The 18,385-nt window shown below is 57.3% G+C and carries 12 protein-coding genes; 8 read left to right on the top strand and 4 right to left on the bottom strand.

Features of this window, described 5'->3' with window-relative positions; genetic code table 11:
* Positions 1 to 135 precede the first annotated feature (135 nt).
* From C1719_RS15140 to C1719_RS15115, 4 genes are all read left to right on the top strand, one after another.
* Entirely contained in the window at positions 136 to 1,626 is a 1,491-nt protein-coding gene (locus C1719_RS15140; RefSeq protein ID WP_102375851.1) for a helix-turn-helix transcriptional regulator, read from the top strand.
* Positions 1,627 to 2,338: 712 nt separating this feature from the next.
* Positions 2,339 to 3,874 (top strand): sodium:solute symporter family protein, encoded by a 1,536-nt coding sequence (locus C1719_RS15130; protein WP_102375849.1) that lies wholly within the window; start codon positions 2,339 to 2,341, stop codon positions 3,872 to 3,874.
* 357 nt (positions 3,875 to 4,231) lie between these two features.
* Positions 4,232 to 5,911, top strand: a complete 1,680-nt coding sequence (locus tag C1719_RS15120) for a Na+/H+ antiporter NhaC family protein (RefSeq protein ID WP_102375847.1) — start codon at positions 4,232 to 4,234, stop codon at positions 5,909 to 5,911.
* A gap of 242 nt (positions 5,912 to 6,153) precedes the next feature.
* Entirely contained in the window at positions 6,154 to 7,704 is a 1,551-nt protein-coding gene (locus C1719_RS15115; RefSeq protein WP_245874566.1) for an FAD-dependent oxidoreductase, read from the top strand.
* A 105-nt stretch (positions 7,705 to 7,809) separates the two neighbouring features.
* Here the strand turns inward: C1719_RS15115 and C1719_RS15110 are convergent, their stop codons facing one another.
* On the bottom strand, positions 7,810 to 9,294 hold the full coding sequence (locus C1719_RS15110) for a helix-turn-helix transcriptional regulator (protein WP_102376124.1): 1,485 nt from the start codon (positions 9,292 to 9,294) through the stop codon (positions 7,810 to 7,812).
* Positions 9,295 to 9,296: 2 nt separating this feature from the next.
* Complete coding sequence (locus C1719_RS15105; protein WP_180963655.1) at positions 9,297 to 9,944, bottom strand: 5-formyltetrahydrofolate cyclo-ligase; 648 nt, start codon at positions 9,942 to 9,944, stop codon at positions 9,297 to 9,299.
* A 629-nt stretch (positions 9,945 to 10,573) separates the two neighbouring features.
* On the opposite strand from C1719_RS15105, the gene C1719_RS15100 reads away from it, so the two are divergent.
* Positions 10,574 to 11,113, top strand: a complete 540-nt coding sequence (locus C1719_RS15100; RefSeq protein ID WP_102375844.1) for an RrF2 family transcriptional regulator — start codon at positions 10,574 to 10,576, stop codon at positions 11,111 to 11,113.
* A 476-nt stretch (positions 11,114 to 11,589) separates the two neighbouring features.
* On the opposite strand, the gene C1719_RS15095 is transcribed toward C1719_RS15100, so the two are convergent.
* Complete coding sequence (locus tag C1719_RS15095) at positions 11,590 to 12,969, bottom strand: NRAMP family divalent metal transporter (RefSeq protein WP_102375843.1); 1,380 nt, start codon at positions 12,967 to 12,969, stop codon at positions 11,590 to 11,592.
* 3 nt (positions 12,970 to 12,972) lie between these two features.
* Positions 12,973 to 14,325, bottom strand: coding sequence for a magnesium transporter (locus C1719_RS15090; RefSeq protein ID WP_102375842.1), 1,353 nt, complete (start codon positions 14,323 to 14,325; stop codon positions 12,973 to 12,975).
* Positions 14,326 to 15,051: 726 nt separating this feature from the next.
* On the opposite strand from C1719_RS15090, the gene C1719_RS15085 reads away from it, so the two are divergent.
* The 3 genes from C1719_RS15085 (at position 15,052) to C1719_RS15075 (ending at position 18,260) form a co-directional block, all read left to right on the top strand.
* Positions 15,052 to 15,672, top strand: coding sequence for a TetR/AcrR family transcriptional regulator (locus C1719_RS15085; protein WP_102375841.1), 621 nt, complete (start codon positions 15,052 to 15,054; stop codon positions 15,670 to 15,672).
* A gap of 175 nt (positions 15,673 to 15,847) precedes the next feature.
* The gene (locus tag C1719_RS15080) at positions 15,848 to 17,455 is read left to right on the top strand and encodes a molybdopterin-dependent oxidoreductase (protein ID WP_102375840.1); all 1,608 of its coding nucleotides are present in this window, start codon (positions 15,848 to 15,850) and stop codon (positions 17,453 to 17,455) included.
* A gap of 10 nt (positions 17,456 to 17,465) precedes the next feature.
* Positions 17,466 to 18,260, top strand: coding sequence for a molybdopterin-dependent oxidoreductase (locus C1719_RS15075; RefSeq protein WP_245874565.1), 795 nt, complete (start codon positions 17,466 to 17,468; stop codon positions 18,258 to 18,260).
* Positions 18,261 to 18,385 lie beyond the last annotated feature (125 nt).

Genomic DNA, 18,385 nt, shown 5'->3' with positions numbered 1-18,385 from the left:
CGCCCCGGCGGGGGCTTGGCAACGTGCATTATGTGTGTGTTGCTCCGCCTCTCGCATCGGGCAAATAACAGCAAATGCCGAGATGGTTGTGATATCATGCACTTTGTCCGATGCAGGATCGAGAGGGTTGGATAGATGTCGAAGGCCCGGAAGGCTTCTTTGATGGCGCTTGCGGCGCTCGTGCTTGTAGGTATTTGGGTCGACATAACCGGGTACCTCGATGTGTTCTCGAGTCCTTCGGCTACGAGCCATTCGCAGGAGATCGCTCACTACGCGTGCTATGCGGGCCGCATCGCGATGGCCGCCGCCTTCCTTTTGTTCCCCCGCCAGCTCAACTGTCCGCTCGAGCGCTCCGTCCCCCTTATGCTTTGCTGCATGGTTGGCGGCACGATGCTGTATTCGTTCGGGTTCCATCAATCTTTGTTCGACCCTCAGTTTGTGGCGGCAGCAGGATCGGCGCTCATCGGCGTGGGGCATATCTGGATCGTTTCCTCCATCTATCTTTACCTGATGGGTGTATGTGGGAAGCGCGAGGCTCTTTATGTGCTTGTGGCGGCGCAAATCGCCGAGCGCATTCTCGTTGAAGTGCTCAATTCTCTGCTGACGGATGCGTCCCTTATCGTCTGGTCGTATCTGCTGCCCATTGCAACCGCCTGCGTTCTTGCCGTTTCGAACCGCATGCTCGTGCGCTATCGCATAGTCCGCGACGAAAAACCCGATGCCGACCAACGGGGGTCGGTTCGGGCGTACTTCGTCACTCTGTGCGTAATGTGCGGTATCGGCCTTGTAGCATGCGGAGCGATGAGCACAGTGGGCATATGGGGCAAAGCGGGTACGGGACAGTTTGCGGGCGAGGGGGAGCAGCTCGTAACGGCGCTCGTCGAATGCCTGATCGTGGTGCTTTGCTGCCGTGCGACATTCATCGCGTCATGCGAAAAGCCTTTGGCTCTGCGATATCAGAGCTCTCTTCTTGTGCTGGTTACTGGGTTTGTGCTGATGTCGTCGCGCCAATTGCTGGTTCCCGTGCCCGAGGAGCTTGTAAACTCTCTGCTTGTGGCGATCGAAAACTACGCGCATATACTGTTCTGGGTTGTCGCGCTCGATGCGGCACGCTCGCTCGGTTGGCCGGCCTACCGCTCTTTCGGCGTCGGATTGGTGTCTTGCAGCATGACGGGTCTCGCATGGAGCTTTTTCCTGGAGCATCATGTGATTGCGGCCGAGTCTGCCGTATTCGTGGTGTTCTATCTTCTCCTTGTCGTCTGCATCGTTTATCCTCAGGTGTTCAACCGAGTCAACATGCGCTCGTCCAGCGATGAGGGTGCGATCAACGAATTCGCCCTTCAGGGCGAGCAACGGTTGGACGCGGGCGTGAACGGGAGAGCGCTGAAGCTTGCTCTCGAACAGCGGTGCGCCCACGTGGCGGAGGACTACGGACTCTCTGCTCGGGAGGGGGAGGTACTCGTTCTTCTCGTAAAAGGGGACACGCGGCAAAACATGTGCAAGACGTTGCAGTTGTCGGAGGGGACAGTCAAGACCCACCTGACCCATATCTATGACAAGCTGAACATCCATTCGCGTACCGAACTGCTCGAAATAGTCTACGATGCGGAGGCGGGAAGGGGGTAGAGATGGCCCCTATGCCCTGCGAGGGACGCTGCGGTACGCTTTCGTCGGTCTCTTCCTCCCGTCGGAGAATACGAGCGTGACGAGCGGATCCGTATTGATCATGGAGCACCTGAGGGCGGCCTGCTCTGTGCTTAGCGAAAGTCCGGGCGGTGGGATCGGGGTCGACGTGGCGGTGTTGACGATGCGGGCATCCACAAGCCGGTTAATCGCGAATTTTAAAAGCCGGATGGCGACCATGCGCGGATCTGCCGACTGGTCTAAGTAGTGTATCCGAATTTGTTAACAGGGATCAGCCGGATCACGTTTTTCAGTTAACGTAGTTTAACGATGCGATAAGAAAGACGGCTGCAGGCCGATACGGCGCCATCGCTCATCGATCGGATATCGCCGGCTCGCTCTGTATGTGGTCCGCTCGGTTCGTGCGCGAAATTCTCAAACGGTTTGCGCTTTATTGTGATAAAGTAAGCGACGTGCTATCGACAGCGGAACATATCACCTTCGCTTCGGCGGTCTCGCAGGCCGTCGCTTCCCCTTATGCACAGACTTCGTACTATTACTATTATTCCTATCGATACCTGTAGCACATGGGTTTGCCTCGTGATGCTGCGGTCGTAGGTTCATTCCCTGCGCCGAACCGCGCATCCGCACAGAGCAAAGGCAAAATCATGTGCGCCTCTCAGTCCGAGTACGTATCGAATCGATAGGAAACCCCATGATCGAAAAAGTGTTAATGGTCCTCATATTCGTCGGCGTTGCGGTGGGCGTCGGCATCTATTGCCGAAAGCATACGTCGAGCGTCGACGGATTCATTCTCGGCGGCCGCAACGTGGGTCCGTGGCTCTCTGCATTTGCTTTCGGAACGAGCTATTTCTCGGCGGTTATCTTCGTCGGGTATGCCGGGCAGTTCGGCTGGAAGTACGGTATCGCAGCCGTATGGATCGGCATCGGCAACGCCATCCTCGGCAGCCTGCTTGCCTGGTGGGTGCTCGGTCCGCGAACGCGTGAGGTGACGCATCGGCTTAAGGCCTCCACGATGCCGGAATTCTTCGGCGAGCGTTTCAAGAGCAAGGGTCTGCGCATCGCATCGGCCGCCATTATCTTCGTGTTTCTCATTCCGTACACCGCAAGCGTCTACAACGGTCTCTCGCGTTTGTTCGGTATGGCATTCGGGCTGCCCTACGAGGTATGCGTGATCGGAATGGCGGTTGTCACCTGCGTGTATGTGGTGCTTGGCGGGTACATGGCAACGGTTGTGAACGATTTCATCCAAGGTATCGTGATGCTGTTCGGCATCGTTGCGGTTATCGTTGCGGTGCTTGTGAACAACGGCGGCTTTACCGAGGCCATCAACCAGCTCTCGTTCATACCTGCAGAAACATCCGAGATGGCAGGTCCCTTCGTCAGCTTGTTCGGACCCGACCTTTTCAACCTGATCGGCGTCATCATTCTCACGAGCCTGGGAACGTGGGGTCTGCCCCAGATGGTGCAGAAGTTCTACGCGATCAAGAGCGGACCCGCCATCAAGCAGGGTGCGATCATCTCCACTGTGTTCGCGATGATCGTGGCGGGCGGCAGCTACTTCCTCGGCGGGTTCGGACGCCTGTATGGCGATCAGGTCGAGATGACCGCGGCGGGTACGCCGGTGTACGACAGCATCATTCCCACCATGCTTTCCACGCTGCCCGATTTGCTCATCGGCATCGTGATCGTGCTCGTGCTCTCGGCTTCGATGTCGACGCTTTCCTCGCTCGTGCTCACCTCGTCCTCGACGCTCACGCTCGACCTCATCAAAGACAATATCGTGAAAGATATGAGCGAAAAGAAGCAGCTTCTGTACATGCGCGTGCTGCTCGTGGTGTTCGTAGTGGTGTCGGCGGTTATGGCTCTTGTGCAGTACAATTCGTCGATTACGTTTATCGCTCAGCTCATGTCTATATCCTGGGGCGCTCTCGCCGGCTCGTTTCTCGGTCCGTTTTTCTGGGGGCTGTATTCGGGACGCATCTCGAAGGCGGCCGTGTGGGCGAGCTTTATCGTGGGCGTGGGGCTGACCACGGGCAACATGATTGCGGGTTTTGTTGGTACGCCGTTCATCGAATCCCCTATCAACTGCGGGGCCCTTGCCATGGTTCTTTCGCTCGTCATCGTGCCGCTCGTGAGCCTTGTCACGCCGAAGGTTCCCTTCGATGTTGATCCGCCGCACCCAGAGGGTGCGATCGACCGCGAATACGTGCACGAAATCGAGGACTAAGGTTTGCGGCAGCGCTTCGGAGGCGTTTGCGTGCGTAATGCTATCGAGAGTCGTTCGGTCCCATGCCGACCGTTTCGGCTTTCGAAGCTTTGCGGCTCAAGCGAGACTTCAAAGCGCTGCTCGGCATGTTCCGCACAAGCCGCCACCTTCTCGAATGGCCGAAATTGCGGGGTTTCTCCTTCTTGTTGCGGGTCATCCCCGCTATACTGATTCGCATTGAACTGCGTGGTTTGCGAAAACCGTTCTATGTTTCGGATGGCATAGCCTGGCTGTTGCGGCACGATGGGCAGGGGCACCCGAAAGGGAGATCGGGATTGCGGATCGCGATTTGGTACCGTATCGATTAAGGGGAATCATATGGAAGGCTTTGACCTTATCAGCACTGGTATATGGTCGATCATTCCACCTATCCTGGCTTTAGGCCTCGCGCTTATCACCAAAGAAGTGTATTCTTCGTTGGCGATCGGCGTATTCGTGGGTATGATCATCTACCAATTCACGCTCAACGGTGCTGGCTTCGAACAGCTCATCTCGTCGTTTACGATGGTGCCGCAGATGATGGCTGAGCAGATAGCCGGGAACGGGGCGCTGATCTTATTCCTTGCGTTGTTGGGGGCGCTCGTCGTAGTCATTGCGGCGGCAGGCGGCTCCAGGGCGTACGGCGAATGGGTGTCGACCCACATCAAGAATGCGAAGATGGCCCAGATCCTCACGGCTGCACTCGGTATCATCATCTTCGTGGACGACTACTTCAACTGTCTGACGGTTGGCGCGGTCATGCGTCCGGTAACCGATCGCTTCAACATCAGTCGCGAAAAGCTTGCGTGGATCATCGATTCGACCGCGGCTCCCGTTTGCATCATCGCCCCGGTCTCTTCGTGGGCGGTAGCGGTTGGCGGCTATCTGGGCGAAGGCGGCTTCTCCACGTTTGTGGCTTCGATCCCGTACAATTTCTACGCACTGCTTACGATTGGCTTCGTCTTCTTCATGTGCATCACCAATCTCGATTTCGGGCCGATGAAGACCGCCGAGCTCGAGGCACATCGTTCGATGGCCGACAAGCAGCGCATCCCGGGCGATAAGGTGCTCAAGTCGGTTGCGACGGCGGGTATTCCGAAGGGAGCCGATCCGGATAACACGCCTCCGTACGAGAACGACCTGCCGACCGTGGTAGCCGAGGAAAGCGAAGTACTCGATGCGGCGGCGCAGACGATCGATGATTTCAAGGGCATCAAAGTGTCTGACAAGGGCAAGGTGTTCGATCTCATCATCCCCATCGTCGTTCTTATCATCTTCTCGATTCTGGGAATGCTTTACGTGGGCGGGTTCTTCGAGGGCGTCGAATTCGCCGAGGCCGTGGGCGTCGATCCCGTATCGGGCCTGTGCATCGGCGTGTGCGTATCGCTTGTCGTGGCGGCTGCGATGTTCCTTCCGCGCGGGCTTACCACGCTGGCCGGCTACATGGAGGGCATTGCCGAGGGCGTTCGTTCCATGGTCGGTGCGATCATGATCCTCGTTCTTGCTTGGAGCTTGGGCGGAACGTGCCGCTACCTTCTGGGAACGGGCGAATTCGTGAGCGGTTTCCTGAACAGCGTTGGCGTCGATCTCGCATTTTTGCCTGCGGTTATCTTCCTCGTCGCGGCGTTCATCGGGTTTTCGATGGGCACCTCTTGGGGCACGATCGCGCTTATCCTTCCCATCGTGATCGGCGTTTTCCCGGCCGAGACCTCGCTGTTCCTCGTGGCGGTCGGCGCGACGCTTGGCGGAGCGGTTTACGGCGATCACGTGTCTCCCATTTCGGATACGACGATCCTCTCGTCGGCCGGCGCGCAGTGCAACCATCTGCGCCATGTGGCAACGCAGCTTCCGTACGCGACGCTTGTCATGGTCGTGTGCTTCGTGTGCTACATCATCGCGGCGTTCATCGGCAATCCGTGGATTCCGCTTGTCATCGGTGCGGCGGCAATCGTGATTGCGGTCATCGTTTTGGCGAAGACCGGCGTGAAGCTTCCGGGCGGCAAGAAGAAGGCTGCATAGAAGCCGCAACCCGCATAGTCACAAGCCTTGGGGCCGTCGAAGCGATTCGGCGGCCCTTCGTTTGCATGAGCTTCTTGACCAGGAAAAACGATTGCGGAAAAACGATTACCACGTTTCGTGCGACACCCTTGAACCTTTTCGTGCGACAGCAAACTCCTCGTGAGTATCTATAGTTTCCATCGTTGCCGCGGCGCATTGGCCGCAAGGCAGCGATGGATGCAAACGATTTGAGAGGAGCTTCCGTGGAGGGAAGAAAACTATTCAGCAGAAGGCAATTCGTTGCAGGCGTGGCGGTTCTCGGCGGCACGCTTGCACTGACCGCATGCGGCGCGAACCCGAAGACCGAGAATCCGACGAGTGGTTCGAGCGACGCAGGCGCAGAGGCGAAGGAAACCGATATCGTCATCATCGGATCGGGCCTTGCCGGTTCAGCGTGCGCCCGCGCGGCGGCGCTTGGCGGCGCCAAGGTTACGCTTGCGGACAAGGCACCGTTCTACATGTCGACGTTTCTCACCTCGCTTGGCAATGTTTCGATCGCCCAGGTTCCCGAAAACAAGGAGTACTGGCAATTCGAAGACGGCGAACCCGACACGATGGAGGCTTTCACCGAGCGCTATAAGGCGGCAACCGAAATCGGAAAGGTCGATGCACCGTATCCGGATTACGAGCGCATGCAGCGCATGATGGAAGAAAGCTGCAAGACCATCGATTGGGTGAACGAGCTCGGCATCGGTTTCAAGGAGTCGTTTACCAAAGAGCAGGTGGGCACCGATACGGTGAAGCCCGACGCGCCGACCGACCCTTCCATCAAGGCGGGCCAGGATGTTGCCGATGCATTCCAGGCCGAACTCGAGAACCTCGGCGTCGAGATCATGCTCTCGACCGAGGCAACCAAGCTCTTGCAGGATGGCGATACCGTTGTCGGCATCACGGTCAAGAACGGGAAGCAGGAACAGGATATCAAGGCGAAGGCCGTCGTGCTTGCCGTGGGCGGCTTCGGGGGCAGCGACGAGTACCGCGACGAACTCGTTCCCGCTATCAACAAGATGGGCTTCCAGTATCTCGGTAATGCCATGAACACCGGCGATGGCATGACCATGGGCAAAGCGGTCGGTGCTGCGCTCTACGACGACTGCTGGGTCATTCCCAACGTCATCATGCCGACCCGCACGCTCACCGAGGCCGAGCCCGGTTTTGCGAAACTGTGCGATACGGGCATGGAAGGCGCTGCAGCATCCGCGAAAATGCTCGTCGATGCCTCGGGTAAGCGCTTCGTGAACGAGGCGGGTCCGACCACCGCGCTTGCAACTGCGATGACCGATAATGCCGCTGGTCCGTACTATGTGCTGTTCGACAGCTCGAATGCCGATGTGGCGGCCCTTATTGAAAAGGGCATCGATACCGGCGATGTGCTCAAGGCCGAAAGCATCGAAGAGCTAGCTGCTGCAGCCAACGCCGCTGCGCTCGCCGACACGTTCGCCACCTATCAGGCGGCTGCCGAAGCGGGCGTCGACGGCGAGTTTAACAAGAAAGCCGAGATGCTCGTGCCGTATCAGGACGGCCCGTACTACCTCGTTTCGTTCGTACCGTCGTTCGTGGCAACGATGGGCGGCGTGCGCACCAACGGCGATTGCCAGGTGATCCGCGAAGACGAATCGACCATCGAAGGCCTGTACGCTATCGGCGAATGCACGCATCGCTACATGTACAATCGCAGCTTCGTGCGCCATTGCTCGAATTCGAGCGCGTTGACGATGGGTCGTTTGACCGGAACGGCGCTGGCCGAGGCATAGGCTTTTCCGCACCACCCTCCTCCCTTGCGAGCCGCTGCGATCATCGTGGCGGCTCGTTTGTTTGAGCGGTGAAGCGCGTAGAATGGGCGATGGCGAAGAGGTCTTCTAGCCGCGCAGTCGCCGAGCCTCCATCGTCTCCATGAGGTCGAGCAGCTCTTGGCGCGAATGGACGCTCATCTTCGCGTATGCCCGCCGCAGGTGGGTTTTAACCGTGTGCTCCGACAGCACGAAGTAGTCGGCGATGTAGCGTGCGCTGCGCCCTGCCGAGAACTCGCGGATGATCTCGACTTCGCGATCCGATAGGCTGTACGTTTCGCTCAGCAGATCAAGCGCGGCCTCGGTCGCATCGGCTTGGGCGGCAGCAGAGTCGGTCAGCTCGTCGGGAGCATCGTCGAGCCGGTGCTCCTTCTGCTTGGCGCTGTACCGCAGATAGCTTGCGAAAATAAGCGAAACGGTGACGACGAGAACCCAAATGGCAACGATGGTGACGTTGTGCGGCTCCAAGGCAAGCGGCTCGAAGAGAAGCTGCGCAAGCAGCCGCCCTGCGGCGATCGAGAGGCGTGCGACGCCCAAAGCCAACCCGAGCAAAAAGAAAGCCGGCAGCTTGCGCTCGTAGGCTTCGCTGATGAACGTGAGCCACAAGAGCACGTAAAACGACATGAGAAACGTCGTGAGCATAGCCCCTGCCAAATAGCCGTCGCCTCCATCGAGGCTTCGGTACAGCAGAATCGAAGCGAGGCAGAGCGCGGCTATCGGGCAGATATAGTCGATGTTGGCTTTCTTCAGCTTCAATACGGCAAGGATCGCACACATGGCGATCGATACGCCGATGGCGAGCCATGCGGTGAGATCGGTTTGCGCGTACTGCAGATCGGAGAAGATGTCCATCTGAATGATGAACCCGCATACGAGCGAGAATACGAGCGTGCTGGCCACGGCGCGTCGCGTGCGCGAAAACGCCTCAGCCATCGATGTCTTCGGCGCAACGGTTTCCTTCATGCGCTGCGCGATCGCTTGGTTGTGCACGAGGCAGTAGTACAACATGATGGCCGAAGCGACGAATACGACGAGGAGGACGATCTGGCGATAGCCGGGGAACAGCGCGCTCGACACAGGCTGGATGAGCGTATCGATGAGGTAGCCGAGTGCGATCATCACAAGCGAATGGAACGGACGGTAGCTCGTGAATACCTGCATCCAGCACAGGATCATAAGCGCCCAACCCATTCCGGAGGCCGCCTGCATGAGGACGAGCACGATATCCGATTGGCTTCCCGAGACGATGAGCGCTGCGTATACTGCTGCGACGCCGATGCCCGTCCAGAAGAGCTTGAATGTGCTTTCGATGCGCACGAAGTACGACATGAGCGCAACGGCAAGAAACGTGCAGCCGTCAAACGCGAGGCCGACCAGAGCGAAAGGGCTTGAACTGTACGGTCCCGAATTGAGGTCGAGCAGGCGCGCGCCTTGCAGAAAGCCGAAGCCGACAGTGGCAATCAGGGCGAGGGCCAGCGTGTTCTTGTCGAACAGCTTCGGGCGGTTTTCATCCCTGCCGGTCGCATTTGCGTTTGCGCCTGCATTCGCATTCATGCTCATTCGCTTACGATTCTCGGGAGTTTTTGATCGTGCAGGTCGCACGGAACCTCATCGATGCGCTGCTCCTCGAAAGCGACGCCGACGACGATCGCATTGTCTCGGAGGTTCGGGAGAAACTTATCGTAGTTGCCTCCTCCGTATCCCAGTCGGCTGTTTTTGCTGTCGAAGGCCACGAGCGGCACGACGACCATATCGAGCAACGGCGGATCGACTGCGGGAAAGGGGGAGATATCCGGATCGTCGGTATCGAACGATCGCAGGGGGCGGTCGAGAAATGCAACGCCGCCGAGTTCGTACTGCTCGCGCGAAACCTCTCGAAACACCATGGTCGGGCCTTTGCCCTCCGACGTGGGAGAAGGGCGCATCATGCAGGGAAAGCATGCGGAAAGCCCGCGATCGTACACCGTTTCGATGAAGCGGTCGATCGAGACCTCGCTTTTCATGGATTGGTAGAGCGCAACCGCGAAGGGTTTCTGATGGTAGCAGACCCCGGGTTCTCCCGTTACGTTTTCGTACGAGCGAAGTGCGTCGTCGAGGATCGAGGCGAGCTCGCTGCAAATCGAGCCGCACTTCTCGGCGCGCTCTTCCGCCGCGATGCGGTCTCTTGCTTCGAGGGCTGAAGCCCTTGCTGCCATCTTGTCCATTCCCACCTCCGTTGTGCCTACGATAGCATAGTGCTCGAAGGTTTGCGACGCAACGGCTCCGTCGTTCGGTATGGCGAAGCGATCGCTTTCGTTTCCGGGCGGCGCAACGGCTCTGCCGCGCCTTGCGGAACACCGCCGGGGGAGGGAGGCTGTGCGTCCAGCTAGACTATCCATCCGTCTGTCCATCCATCCATCCATCCATGAGGGCGGCTGCCCCTATGGCCCAATAATATGCAATATCATACTAAACAGGTCAGAATTATGGAGATATTGCTAATAATGTAACTCTTTCCCATCTATTTGTCAGAAAATGAGGGAAATTGCTTGCGGAAGAACTTACATTCCGTGTAGACTTCGATGCGGTAAGGAAAGAGGTTGTGAATCATGTGCAGATCCGCAGGTCGGATTACGGTATCGAAGGCGCCTGCGCCGATGGGCCTGGATGAATGAGAGAGACGCTGTGGCGTCTTCGCTTGTTTCAGGGCAATGATTAGCGAAACGCTTATCGATTGCGTTCGTCATGCAACCGAAACGAAAGCTCTTTCGCGTGCAGCGCGGAAGCCGCACCCGTCTGGGAAGAGACGGCGTGCAACGGTCTAACGTCGGAAACGGCAGAAAGTGGGGAAAGGATGCAGCTCAAAGCTTCTACGGATTATGGAATCCGCACCATCCTCTATTTAGCGGCGGAAAGAAGCGTGCGTTCTTCGAAAGAGATCGCCCGTGAAATGTCAATCCCTCGAGATTACCTCATCCAGCTCGCGCAGCTTTTGCGCAACGCCGGCCTCATCGAGGCGAAGCCGGGCAAGCACGGCGGTTATGCGCTTGCACGCGATGCTTCGGACATCACGCTTTTGGAGATAATCTCTGCGATGGAAGATGCCATCAAGGTCGATGAATGCTCAGGCGATCAGAGCACCTGCGATCGCGACCCCGCCGACTGCAACCAGTTCTATCCCGAAGAGGATTCGTCGGGCAAGAGCGAAGGCAGCGAGAAGGCGTGCAAGGTACGTCGCTCCTATGCGCTTATCCAGGAGAGTTTCAACGCATACCTCAACAGCCTGACGGTCGATCTTCTGCTCGATTGCGCCCGCGAAGCGCATTGCAGCATCGAGTATCTGTCGAAGAAGCTGTCGGAGGAGAGCACTCGGTTGGCCGAGCTGGCAGCATAGTCGCTTGCCGTAAGCGGCGCGCGGAATCTTATCGTTGCTGCCTGCAGCAAAACGCTGCGTTCGGTGCGCTTGCGACATGCGCTTCTTTGTTGCTTGTTGCGATACGAGAGGCGACCCTGGGTTTTGCCCGGGGCCGTTTTGCGTGCAGGCGATGAGTGCAGCATGCCGGCTTGCGCGATGCCGCACCTGTTAGGCGCTTGCGTGTGCTCGCCGATTGCGGCTAGGAGCCGAAAGGCGGCCAAACTGCACGGTTTTTGCCAGATTCATACATCGGCGTTTTGCTTTCCTTTCCAATGCTCCTGCCTGCGGCTCTGTGAACAGGGCGAACAGCTCGCGGGGTTTTTGCGATGCGTTTTAGAGAAGGCATTGGGCGCCGCAGATGTATGAATCTGGCAAAAACCGTGCAGTTTGATGCGTTTTTCGTGCCAGCTTCAATGGACCCCTGTGTATCGATTCGGCGGCGAAGCGCAGGGATCCTATACTGCCACATCTCCGATGCCGAGTACCTGCATCACGAGGAGCGCTATGGTGAGCACGGTGACGATGGTGACGGTCGCCCAGATGAGGATGCGGGAGATGGGTTTGCTTTTGTAGGCTCCCATCACACGTTTGTCGGCGGCGATAATGGCCATGAACACGAGCAGCACCGGCAGGATGATGCCGTTGACGAACTGCGCCGTCAGCATGACGCCCAAAAGATCGATGTTCGGGATGATGACCACCGCGGCCGAGAAGATGATGACGAACGTGAGGATGCCCTTGAACAGAGGAGCTTCCTTCCACGAGAAGTTCACGCCTGCCTCCCAGCCGAACGCTTCGCAGATGACGAACGAGGTGGTGAGCGGAAGCACGCAAGCGGCCAAAAACGATGCAGCGATGAGGCCGATGGCGAACAACGATTCGGCATACTGCCCCGCAAACGGAGCGAGGGCGTGCGCGGCGTCGGCGGCGCTCGTGATTTCGATTCCTTCGGGGAACAGCGTTGCGCCCGTCGTCACGATGATGAACCACGCCACCAGGCAGGCAGCTATGGTTCCCGAGATCACGTCGACTCGCTGCGAGAAGAAATCCTTCACCCCCACGCCCTTTTCGACGACGTTGCTCTGTGCGAAGAACATCATCCAGGGCGCGATGGTCGTGCCGATCATCGCGATCACCAGCGATATGAAGCTCGTATCGTTCACCACATGGGGAACGACGGTGGCGATGAGCGCTTCGTCCCAGTTCGGCCTGGCCATGAAGGCGGCGAATATGTAGGTGACGAATACGAGCGAAAGGATCAAGAACACCTTTTCGACCCGCTTGTAGCTGCCGCCCACGACGAGCAGCCAGACGGCTGCAGCGGCTATCGGCACCGATATGAATTTTGAAACGCCGAACATTTCCATGCCGCTTGCGATACCCGCAAACTCGGAAAACGTGGTGGCCACGTTGCCGATGAGCAGCGCGAGCATGGCGAGTGCCGTCAGGCGGATGCCGAAGCGCTCGCGGATGAGCGCAGCGAAGCCCTTTCCTGTGACGGCGCCCATGCGGGCGGCGGTCATCTGCACCACGGCAAGCAGCACGCACATGACGGGGATGACCCAGAGCGTTGCGAAGCCGAACTTCGCGCCGACGGTGGAGTACGTGGAGATGCCGCCGGCGTCGTTTCCAGCCATGGCAGTGATGATTCCAGGGCCCATCGCGGCAAGCAGCAGCCAGAGTTTGCTCGGACGCTTGTCGGTTGCTTTTGCTTCGGATGCCGGTTCGGCGGGTGCGATCGATTCGTTGTTTTGAACCTTCGGGGAGCCGATCCTACCCGTGCGGAAGATGCCCCATTCCCTCGTTGGCTTATCGGAGCGATTCCTGGGTGTCATGGCTTACCTCCAAGAATATCCGATGATCTGGAACAAGACCAACGTGTAGAGGGCGAGAATGAGGATGCCCACCAAAACGATGCCCGCGATTTTGAGGCCGAGCTTCTTCGCCTTGTCGCTGCTTACATCCTCCTCGATAGCATCCCACGCATCGTCGACGGTGACGATGCCGAGCAGGCTTCCGTGCTCGTCGACCACCGGCATGGCGGGAATGTCGTACTTGAAGATGTCGGCGGCAACTTCTTCCTCGGTTTCGTCGGGCGGCACGCTGATGATGTCTTCGTAGGCGACGTCTTTGATGAGCGTGCGATCATCGGTCAGCACGAGGGTGCGCAGCGAAAGCACGCCCACGAGTTTCTCGTAATCGTCGAGTACGTAGACGTAATGGACGGTGGGGTGGTCCTCATCGAGCTCGCGCAGCACCTCGATCGTTTCGCCGACGGTATAGGTTTCGGGAACGGCGACGTACTGGGTCGTCATCATGCCGCCGGCCGTGCCGTCCTTGTAGCCGAGGAGCCTGCGAATTTCCGTGGCGTCTTCAACGCCCATGAGGCGCAAAAGCTTTTCGGCCTTCTCGTAGGAGAGGTCGCGGACGATGTCGGCGGCGTCGTCGGGGTCCATGCTGCCGAGAAGTCCCGCCGCGCGCGCATCGTCGAGGTCTTCGATAAAATCGGCCTGGTACTCGTCTTCCATTTCCGAGATGGCTTCGGTGGCCTGGGCATCGTCAAGATGCTGGAACACGTTTGCGCGTTGCTGCGGATCGAGCTGCTCGAGGATGTCGGCAACGTCTGCGGGGTGCAACTCGTCAAGGCGTTTGTGCGTGACGGAAAGCTGCACCTCGGAGAGGTCGCGATCGAGCAGGTCCATGTAATTCCAGGCGATGATCTGCTCGTCGATCTTCTTCCCAAAGAGCTTGGAGATGGCGACAACGGCCCTTTCGAGCCAGGGGGCGAGTCCGCGCAGGATGCCGCGGAACCCCACTTCGGCGCCCAACAGGCGCAGCTGTGATCCCGACTCCGAAAGCTTGAGGTCGTTTACGCGTACGACCTTCATGCCCTGCGTATCGACGATCTGCCGGTTGAGCAGGTCGCGTGCAAGCAGGATCTCGTCGGGCTGCAGGTAGCTGAAGCGGATGTTGTGGCTTTCCACGCCGAGCGTGATGCCGTCTTCGTCGAAGCTTTCGACGTACTTGCGCCACGAGATCATGAACGGAGTCTTGCCTGGACCGAGGAAGGCCAGGCTGGTGATGCGAGGAAACACCTCGCCCGTCGAGATGGCGAGATCGGCGATGGTGCCGATCTTCTCGCCGGTGGAATCGACCACCGGTCGGCCGAGCATTTGAGACAAATAGAGCATAATCTTCCCTTACCGTTTCGGCATCGGCGCGCAGCGCATCGCAAACATGAGGAAACGCGCAGGTTAAGCTGTGCGTTTATGGGATGTGTTGCGTACCGATGTTTTGTCGCAGTCGTCCTTCGACTGCCGACAGGGGAAGTCGAAGGCTAATTACTGTGAGGTTTCGGTTTTCGAACCTTCAAGTAATATCCTTTCCTTGAGCCAATAAAAAAGCCGCACGTGCTGGATTTCCCAATCGTTGCGGACATAAGCCTGTTCAAAGGCACAGTCGATAATAAGTTAATAATTCCCGTTAGTCAACCGCTACAGACGAACGGTCGGAATCTGCAACCAGATTTTTACCGAAAAACGCAAATGCAATCGATATGGTTTGGCGCTTGCTCGCACAGGGCTCTGTTGTTTGAGGCGATTCTTCATGGGAGTGGAGTCCTTGTCGATATCGATGCGGACAATGCATCATTGAATCGGCCGTGCTCTATAATTTTCTATGTTGTGTGTTTCTGCCCAGAAGATAAAGCGACCGCTGAATTCAGTCGATAATCGTGCTTGGCTTTCCGAACGGCCTCCGTGTCGAAGGAGCCAGCGTGCGGTGGCAGGTAGATCTAGCTTATTACAACGGATTTTTCGAAGCTTGGTTTTTGCCAGCGGTCTGCTTGATGGTCTTGGGATGTGCTTGCTCTTCCCAAAACCATACGCTGTGGGCTCCATTGTTCGAAGGAATGTGGTATGGCTAAATACAAATGCAGCGAGCGTACGCATAAGAAGATATATAACGCTGCTCGGGAGCTATTTGCCGAGAGGGGCTACGATGCAACATCGCTGATCGATATCGCCAACAAGGCAGAAGTTTCCGTCGGCACGCTGTACCGGCACTATCCCGCCAAGCAATACCTGCTTCTCTATGCAGCCGACGATGCGCTAGCGAGCATGAGAGCGCTTATCGATGGCTTTTCCGATGATATGAGCTGCTATGAAAAAATACTGGCAGTTATGTCTGCGGATATGCGCGACTGCCTTGAGGTGTTCGATTCGGGGGAGCCGTCTGCTGAGGATCTTGGATACGGGCTCCATCTTGAACACAGATCCGCAATCTATTCTTCGCCGACCGCATTCGATTATGCCTACAGGAACAGGGCGGCGATGAAGGCCTTGTTCGAAGATATGTTGGAGCAGGGCGTTCGAAACGGGGAGCTGGCAGGGGAGACCGATATCGCGGACTTTGCCGATATCCTGGTTGCGGTGTTCTTCAGGCAGTACGACCTTGCCCTGTTTGATCCCGATGGCGATGGGAGTCTCGGGGCTTTAGAGAGGAAGCTCTCTTTTTTATTTGACCTTCTGAAGCCCTAGCGGCGTCGAGGCTGCCATAGCCACGCTCTGCAACAAATCATTCATAAAATAGAATAATTAACGACCTGTTCTTTGGCGTGCGCGTCTCCTAGAATACTCTGTGCTCTAAAAATGGTGTTTAAACACCATTTTGAGTTTAAACATAATTACTAAACGTACTAACAGAGGAGGAGATATGGGTAAAGCAAAGACGAAGCTTGCGATCGTCCTCGTGCTTGTCTGTGTGATGGGCGCCCTTGCCGCATGCGCACCTTCGTCATCAGAATCTGGAGGCGATGCAGGCGAGCCAGCGGCAAGTCCGTATGCAGACGGAAAGGTCGGCAACAAAACGGGGTTCGATCCCGAAGGGCCCTATATCGAGAATATCGATCAGTATCCCGAAGCGATGGACGCCGCGGATCGTAATGCGCGCAACGCCGAGGCGAACAAACCGAGTACCTATACTGATCAGTTTGGATTTACCGTACAGCCGGTTCCGGCAGATCCCAAGGGATTTAACATGACGTACCTCAATGCTGAGAACCGAGGGTGCTTGTCGTGCCATACGACGATTGAGGATGCTCTTATGAGCATGGATACATGGCATACGGTTGGGGCTATGGGGTATCCAACGCAGCTTACCGTAGCGAACTGCATCGGTTGCCATTACAGCAAAGTGCATGGCGATCAGCGGCCTATGAGCTCGAATATGCACGGCATCCATAATGGCAAAGAGGGCTTTATCGAGATGGGCGGGACCTGCGATTCTTGCCACTTCGTTGACGGCAACGGCGATTTTCAAATGTGGGACTACGTAAAGTACGATCAGTACCGCGGCATCACCGATCTGACCGCTGAAGAGGCTTCTCTTTCGGTTAGTTACGACCAGGAGACGATCACGCCTGATGGCCAGATATTCTTCGAGGGAATGCGGCAGGGGAGCGATCCTGCTTCATGGATGACTGATGACGAAAATTACGACGAAGCGCTTGCTGACAGCTGGGTTGTTACCATCGATGGCGAGGTCGAGAATCCCATCGAGATGACGGTTACCGAGCTCGTTGAGAAATTCGGTACCGAGACCGTTGTTGCCAAGCAAAATTGTCTGGCGAACGGCGTTGCGGGAGGGTGGATCTACCAAGCGGAGTTCACGGGGGTGCCTATTTCCGCGATCCTCGATTACGTCAAACCCGCTGAAGGGGTTCAGCAGGCGCTTACTGTATCGGCCGACGGAGCCTATCAGCTCAACTTGCCTATCAAGTACTATGAAATAGAGAACGCTCTGCTTGTAACCGAAATGAACGGCAAGACTCTTCCGCCGAGCCAGGGTTATCCGATTGCTACATGCTTCCCCGGTACGTCTTCTGGGTATATGGTCAAGCAGCTCGAGCACATCACTTTCTCAAGCGACCCCACCCCGATGGGCAAGATGCCAATTGGGCAGTTGGTCAAGGACCCTCAGACCGGTACAGCGATCGGTTTGCCGAACAGTGCCGTATTGAGCCATCCCGATGGGGTTCTGCTCGAAGGGCAAGCGGGTAAAGAGCTTACTTTCGAAGGCTATGCCGATGGATGGGACGAGCCGATTTCCAAGATAGAATTTTCGCTCGATCACGGCAAGACTTGGACCGAGGTGGAGATGACGGAAGATTACGATCTCGATAAATGGGTTTATTGGCGCATAAACATCACACCCCCCGAGGCCGGATCCTATCTGCTCAACATTCGAACCACAAGCACGATGGCGGACGGAACCGAGCGAGTCTGCGACCGCAACACGCAGTTCCTGTTTACGGTCAACTAAGGAGGCGACCATGCAAGACATGAAGAAGAACATGCTGCTCGGCACCATGGCAGCTTCGCTTGTGCTCGCAGGTGGAGGAACGGCTCTTGCAGAAGAGATGCTGCCGGGAACAGACGACGTGTCTTCCGCAAACACGGCAGTTGATGCCTCGGACGGCGTTGCGTCGGGTTTGAGCGAAGCCGACGCCTCCCAGGGCGAGTTTTCCTACGACCAGACCACGATCACGCCGAACGACGTCATCAGGGATGTGTTTCGGCGCGCGACTGCAGCATTATGCAACGCGACCGATGACTTCGCAACGAGCAATCCCCTCGAATGGAAGATCGCGGTGTCGGGCGACGTCGATCAGGCCTTCACGGCTGCAGTCGACGAACTTGCTTCCGAGAGCAGCGTCAAACAGATCATGACCTGCACGTGCGGCGGCAACCCTGCCGACGGAAAAGCTGTCGTCACGGCAGATGTGAAGGGTATTCCGGTGTCCTATCTTCTGGACCGCGCCGATGCGCGTCCGGAGGCCAACACGCTCACGTTTGTGTCGAGCGACGGGACCGAGCTTGCGATTCCGATTGCATACGTCGTCGGCCGCCACGGGGTCATCTCCTATCAGGTCAACGATGAGGATCTGTCGGCTTCGGTCGGCGGCAACAATCAGCTGTGGATGACGCGCACCCCAGCCAACTACTTCATCCGCGATATCGTCGAGGTGAGGGTGACTAGCGAAGCGAACCCGCCTGAAAACCCTGGTGAGGGGATGGAATACCCCAATAGCCCGAATGTGGGCATTCTCAATGCCGAGATCGGCTAGGGTAAAAGCGATCTAAGGCTGTCTGCCAACAAGCACCGAAAGGCGAACTTGTTGGCAGGCTTCGACAGCTTAAGGAACTCGATGTTTTTCAAAGAGGCTGTCTCCGCCGATGTGACGGAGACAGC

It is taken from the genome of Raoultibacter massiliensis, assembly GCF_900199545.1.
Taxonomy (GTDB): Bacteria; Actinomycetota; Coriobacteriia; order Coriobacteriales; family Eggerthellaceae; genus Raoultibacter; species Raoultibacter massiliensis.
The sequence above is the reverse complement of the archived record's forward strand: the minus strand, read 5'-3'. Positions and strand labels throughout refer to the sequence as shown.

Coding starts and splice junctions, on each gene's coding strand:
- C1719_RS15140 (WP_102375851.1), top strand. CDS start 136: ATGTCGAAGGCCCGGAAGGCTTCTTTGATGGCGCTTGCGGCGCTCGTG.
- C1719_RS15130 (WP_102375849.1), top strand. CDS start 2,339: ATGATCGAAAAAGTGTTAATGGTCCTCATATTCGTCGGCGTTGCGGTG.
- C1719_RS15120 (WP_102375847.1), top strand. CDS start 4,232: ATGGAAGGCTTTGACCTTATCAGCACTGGTATATGGTCGATCATTCCA.
- C1719_RS15110 (WP_102376124.1), bottom strand. CDS start 9,294: ATGAATGCGAATGCAGGCGCAAACGCAAATGCGACCGGCAGGGATGAA.
- C1719_RS15105 (WP_180963655.1), bottom strand. CDS start 9,944: ATGGACAAGATGGCAGCAAGGGCTTCAGCCCTCGAAGCAAGAGACCGC.
- C1719_RS15100 (WP_102375844.1), top strand. CDS start 10,574: ATGCAGCTCAAAGCTTCTACGGATTATGGAATCCGCACCATCCTCTAT.
- C1719_RS15095 (WP_102375843.1), bottom strand. CDS start 12,969: ATGACACCCAGGAATCGCTCCGATAAGCCAACGAGGGAATGGGGCATC.
- C1719_RS15090 (WP_102375842.1), bottom strand. CDS start 14,325: ATGCTCTATTTGTCTCAAATGCTCGGCCGACCGGTGGTCGATTCCACC.
- C1719_RS15085 (WP_102375841.1), top strand. CDS start 15,052: ATGGCTAAATACAAATGCAGCGAGCGTACGCATAAGAAGATATATAAC.
- C1719_RS15080 (WP_102375840.1), top strand. CDS start 15,848: ATGGGTAAAGCAAAGACGAAGCTTGCGATCGTCCTCGTGCTTGTCTGT.
- C1719_RS15075 (WP_245874565.1), top strand. CDS start 17,466: ATGCAAGACATGAAGAAGAACATGCTGCTCGGCACCATGGCAGCTTCG.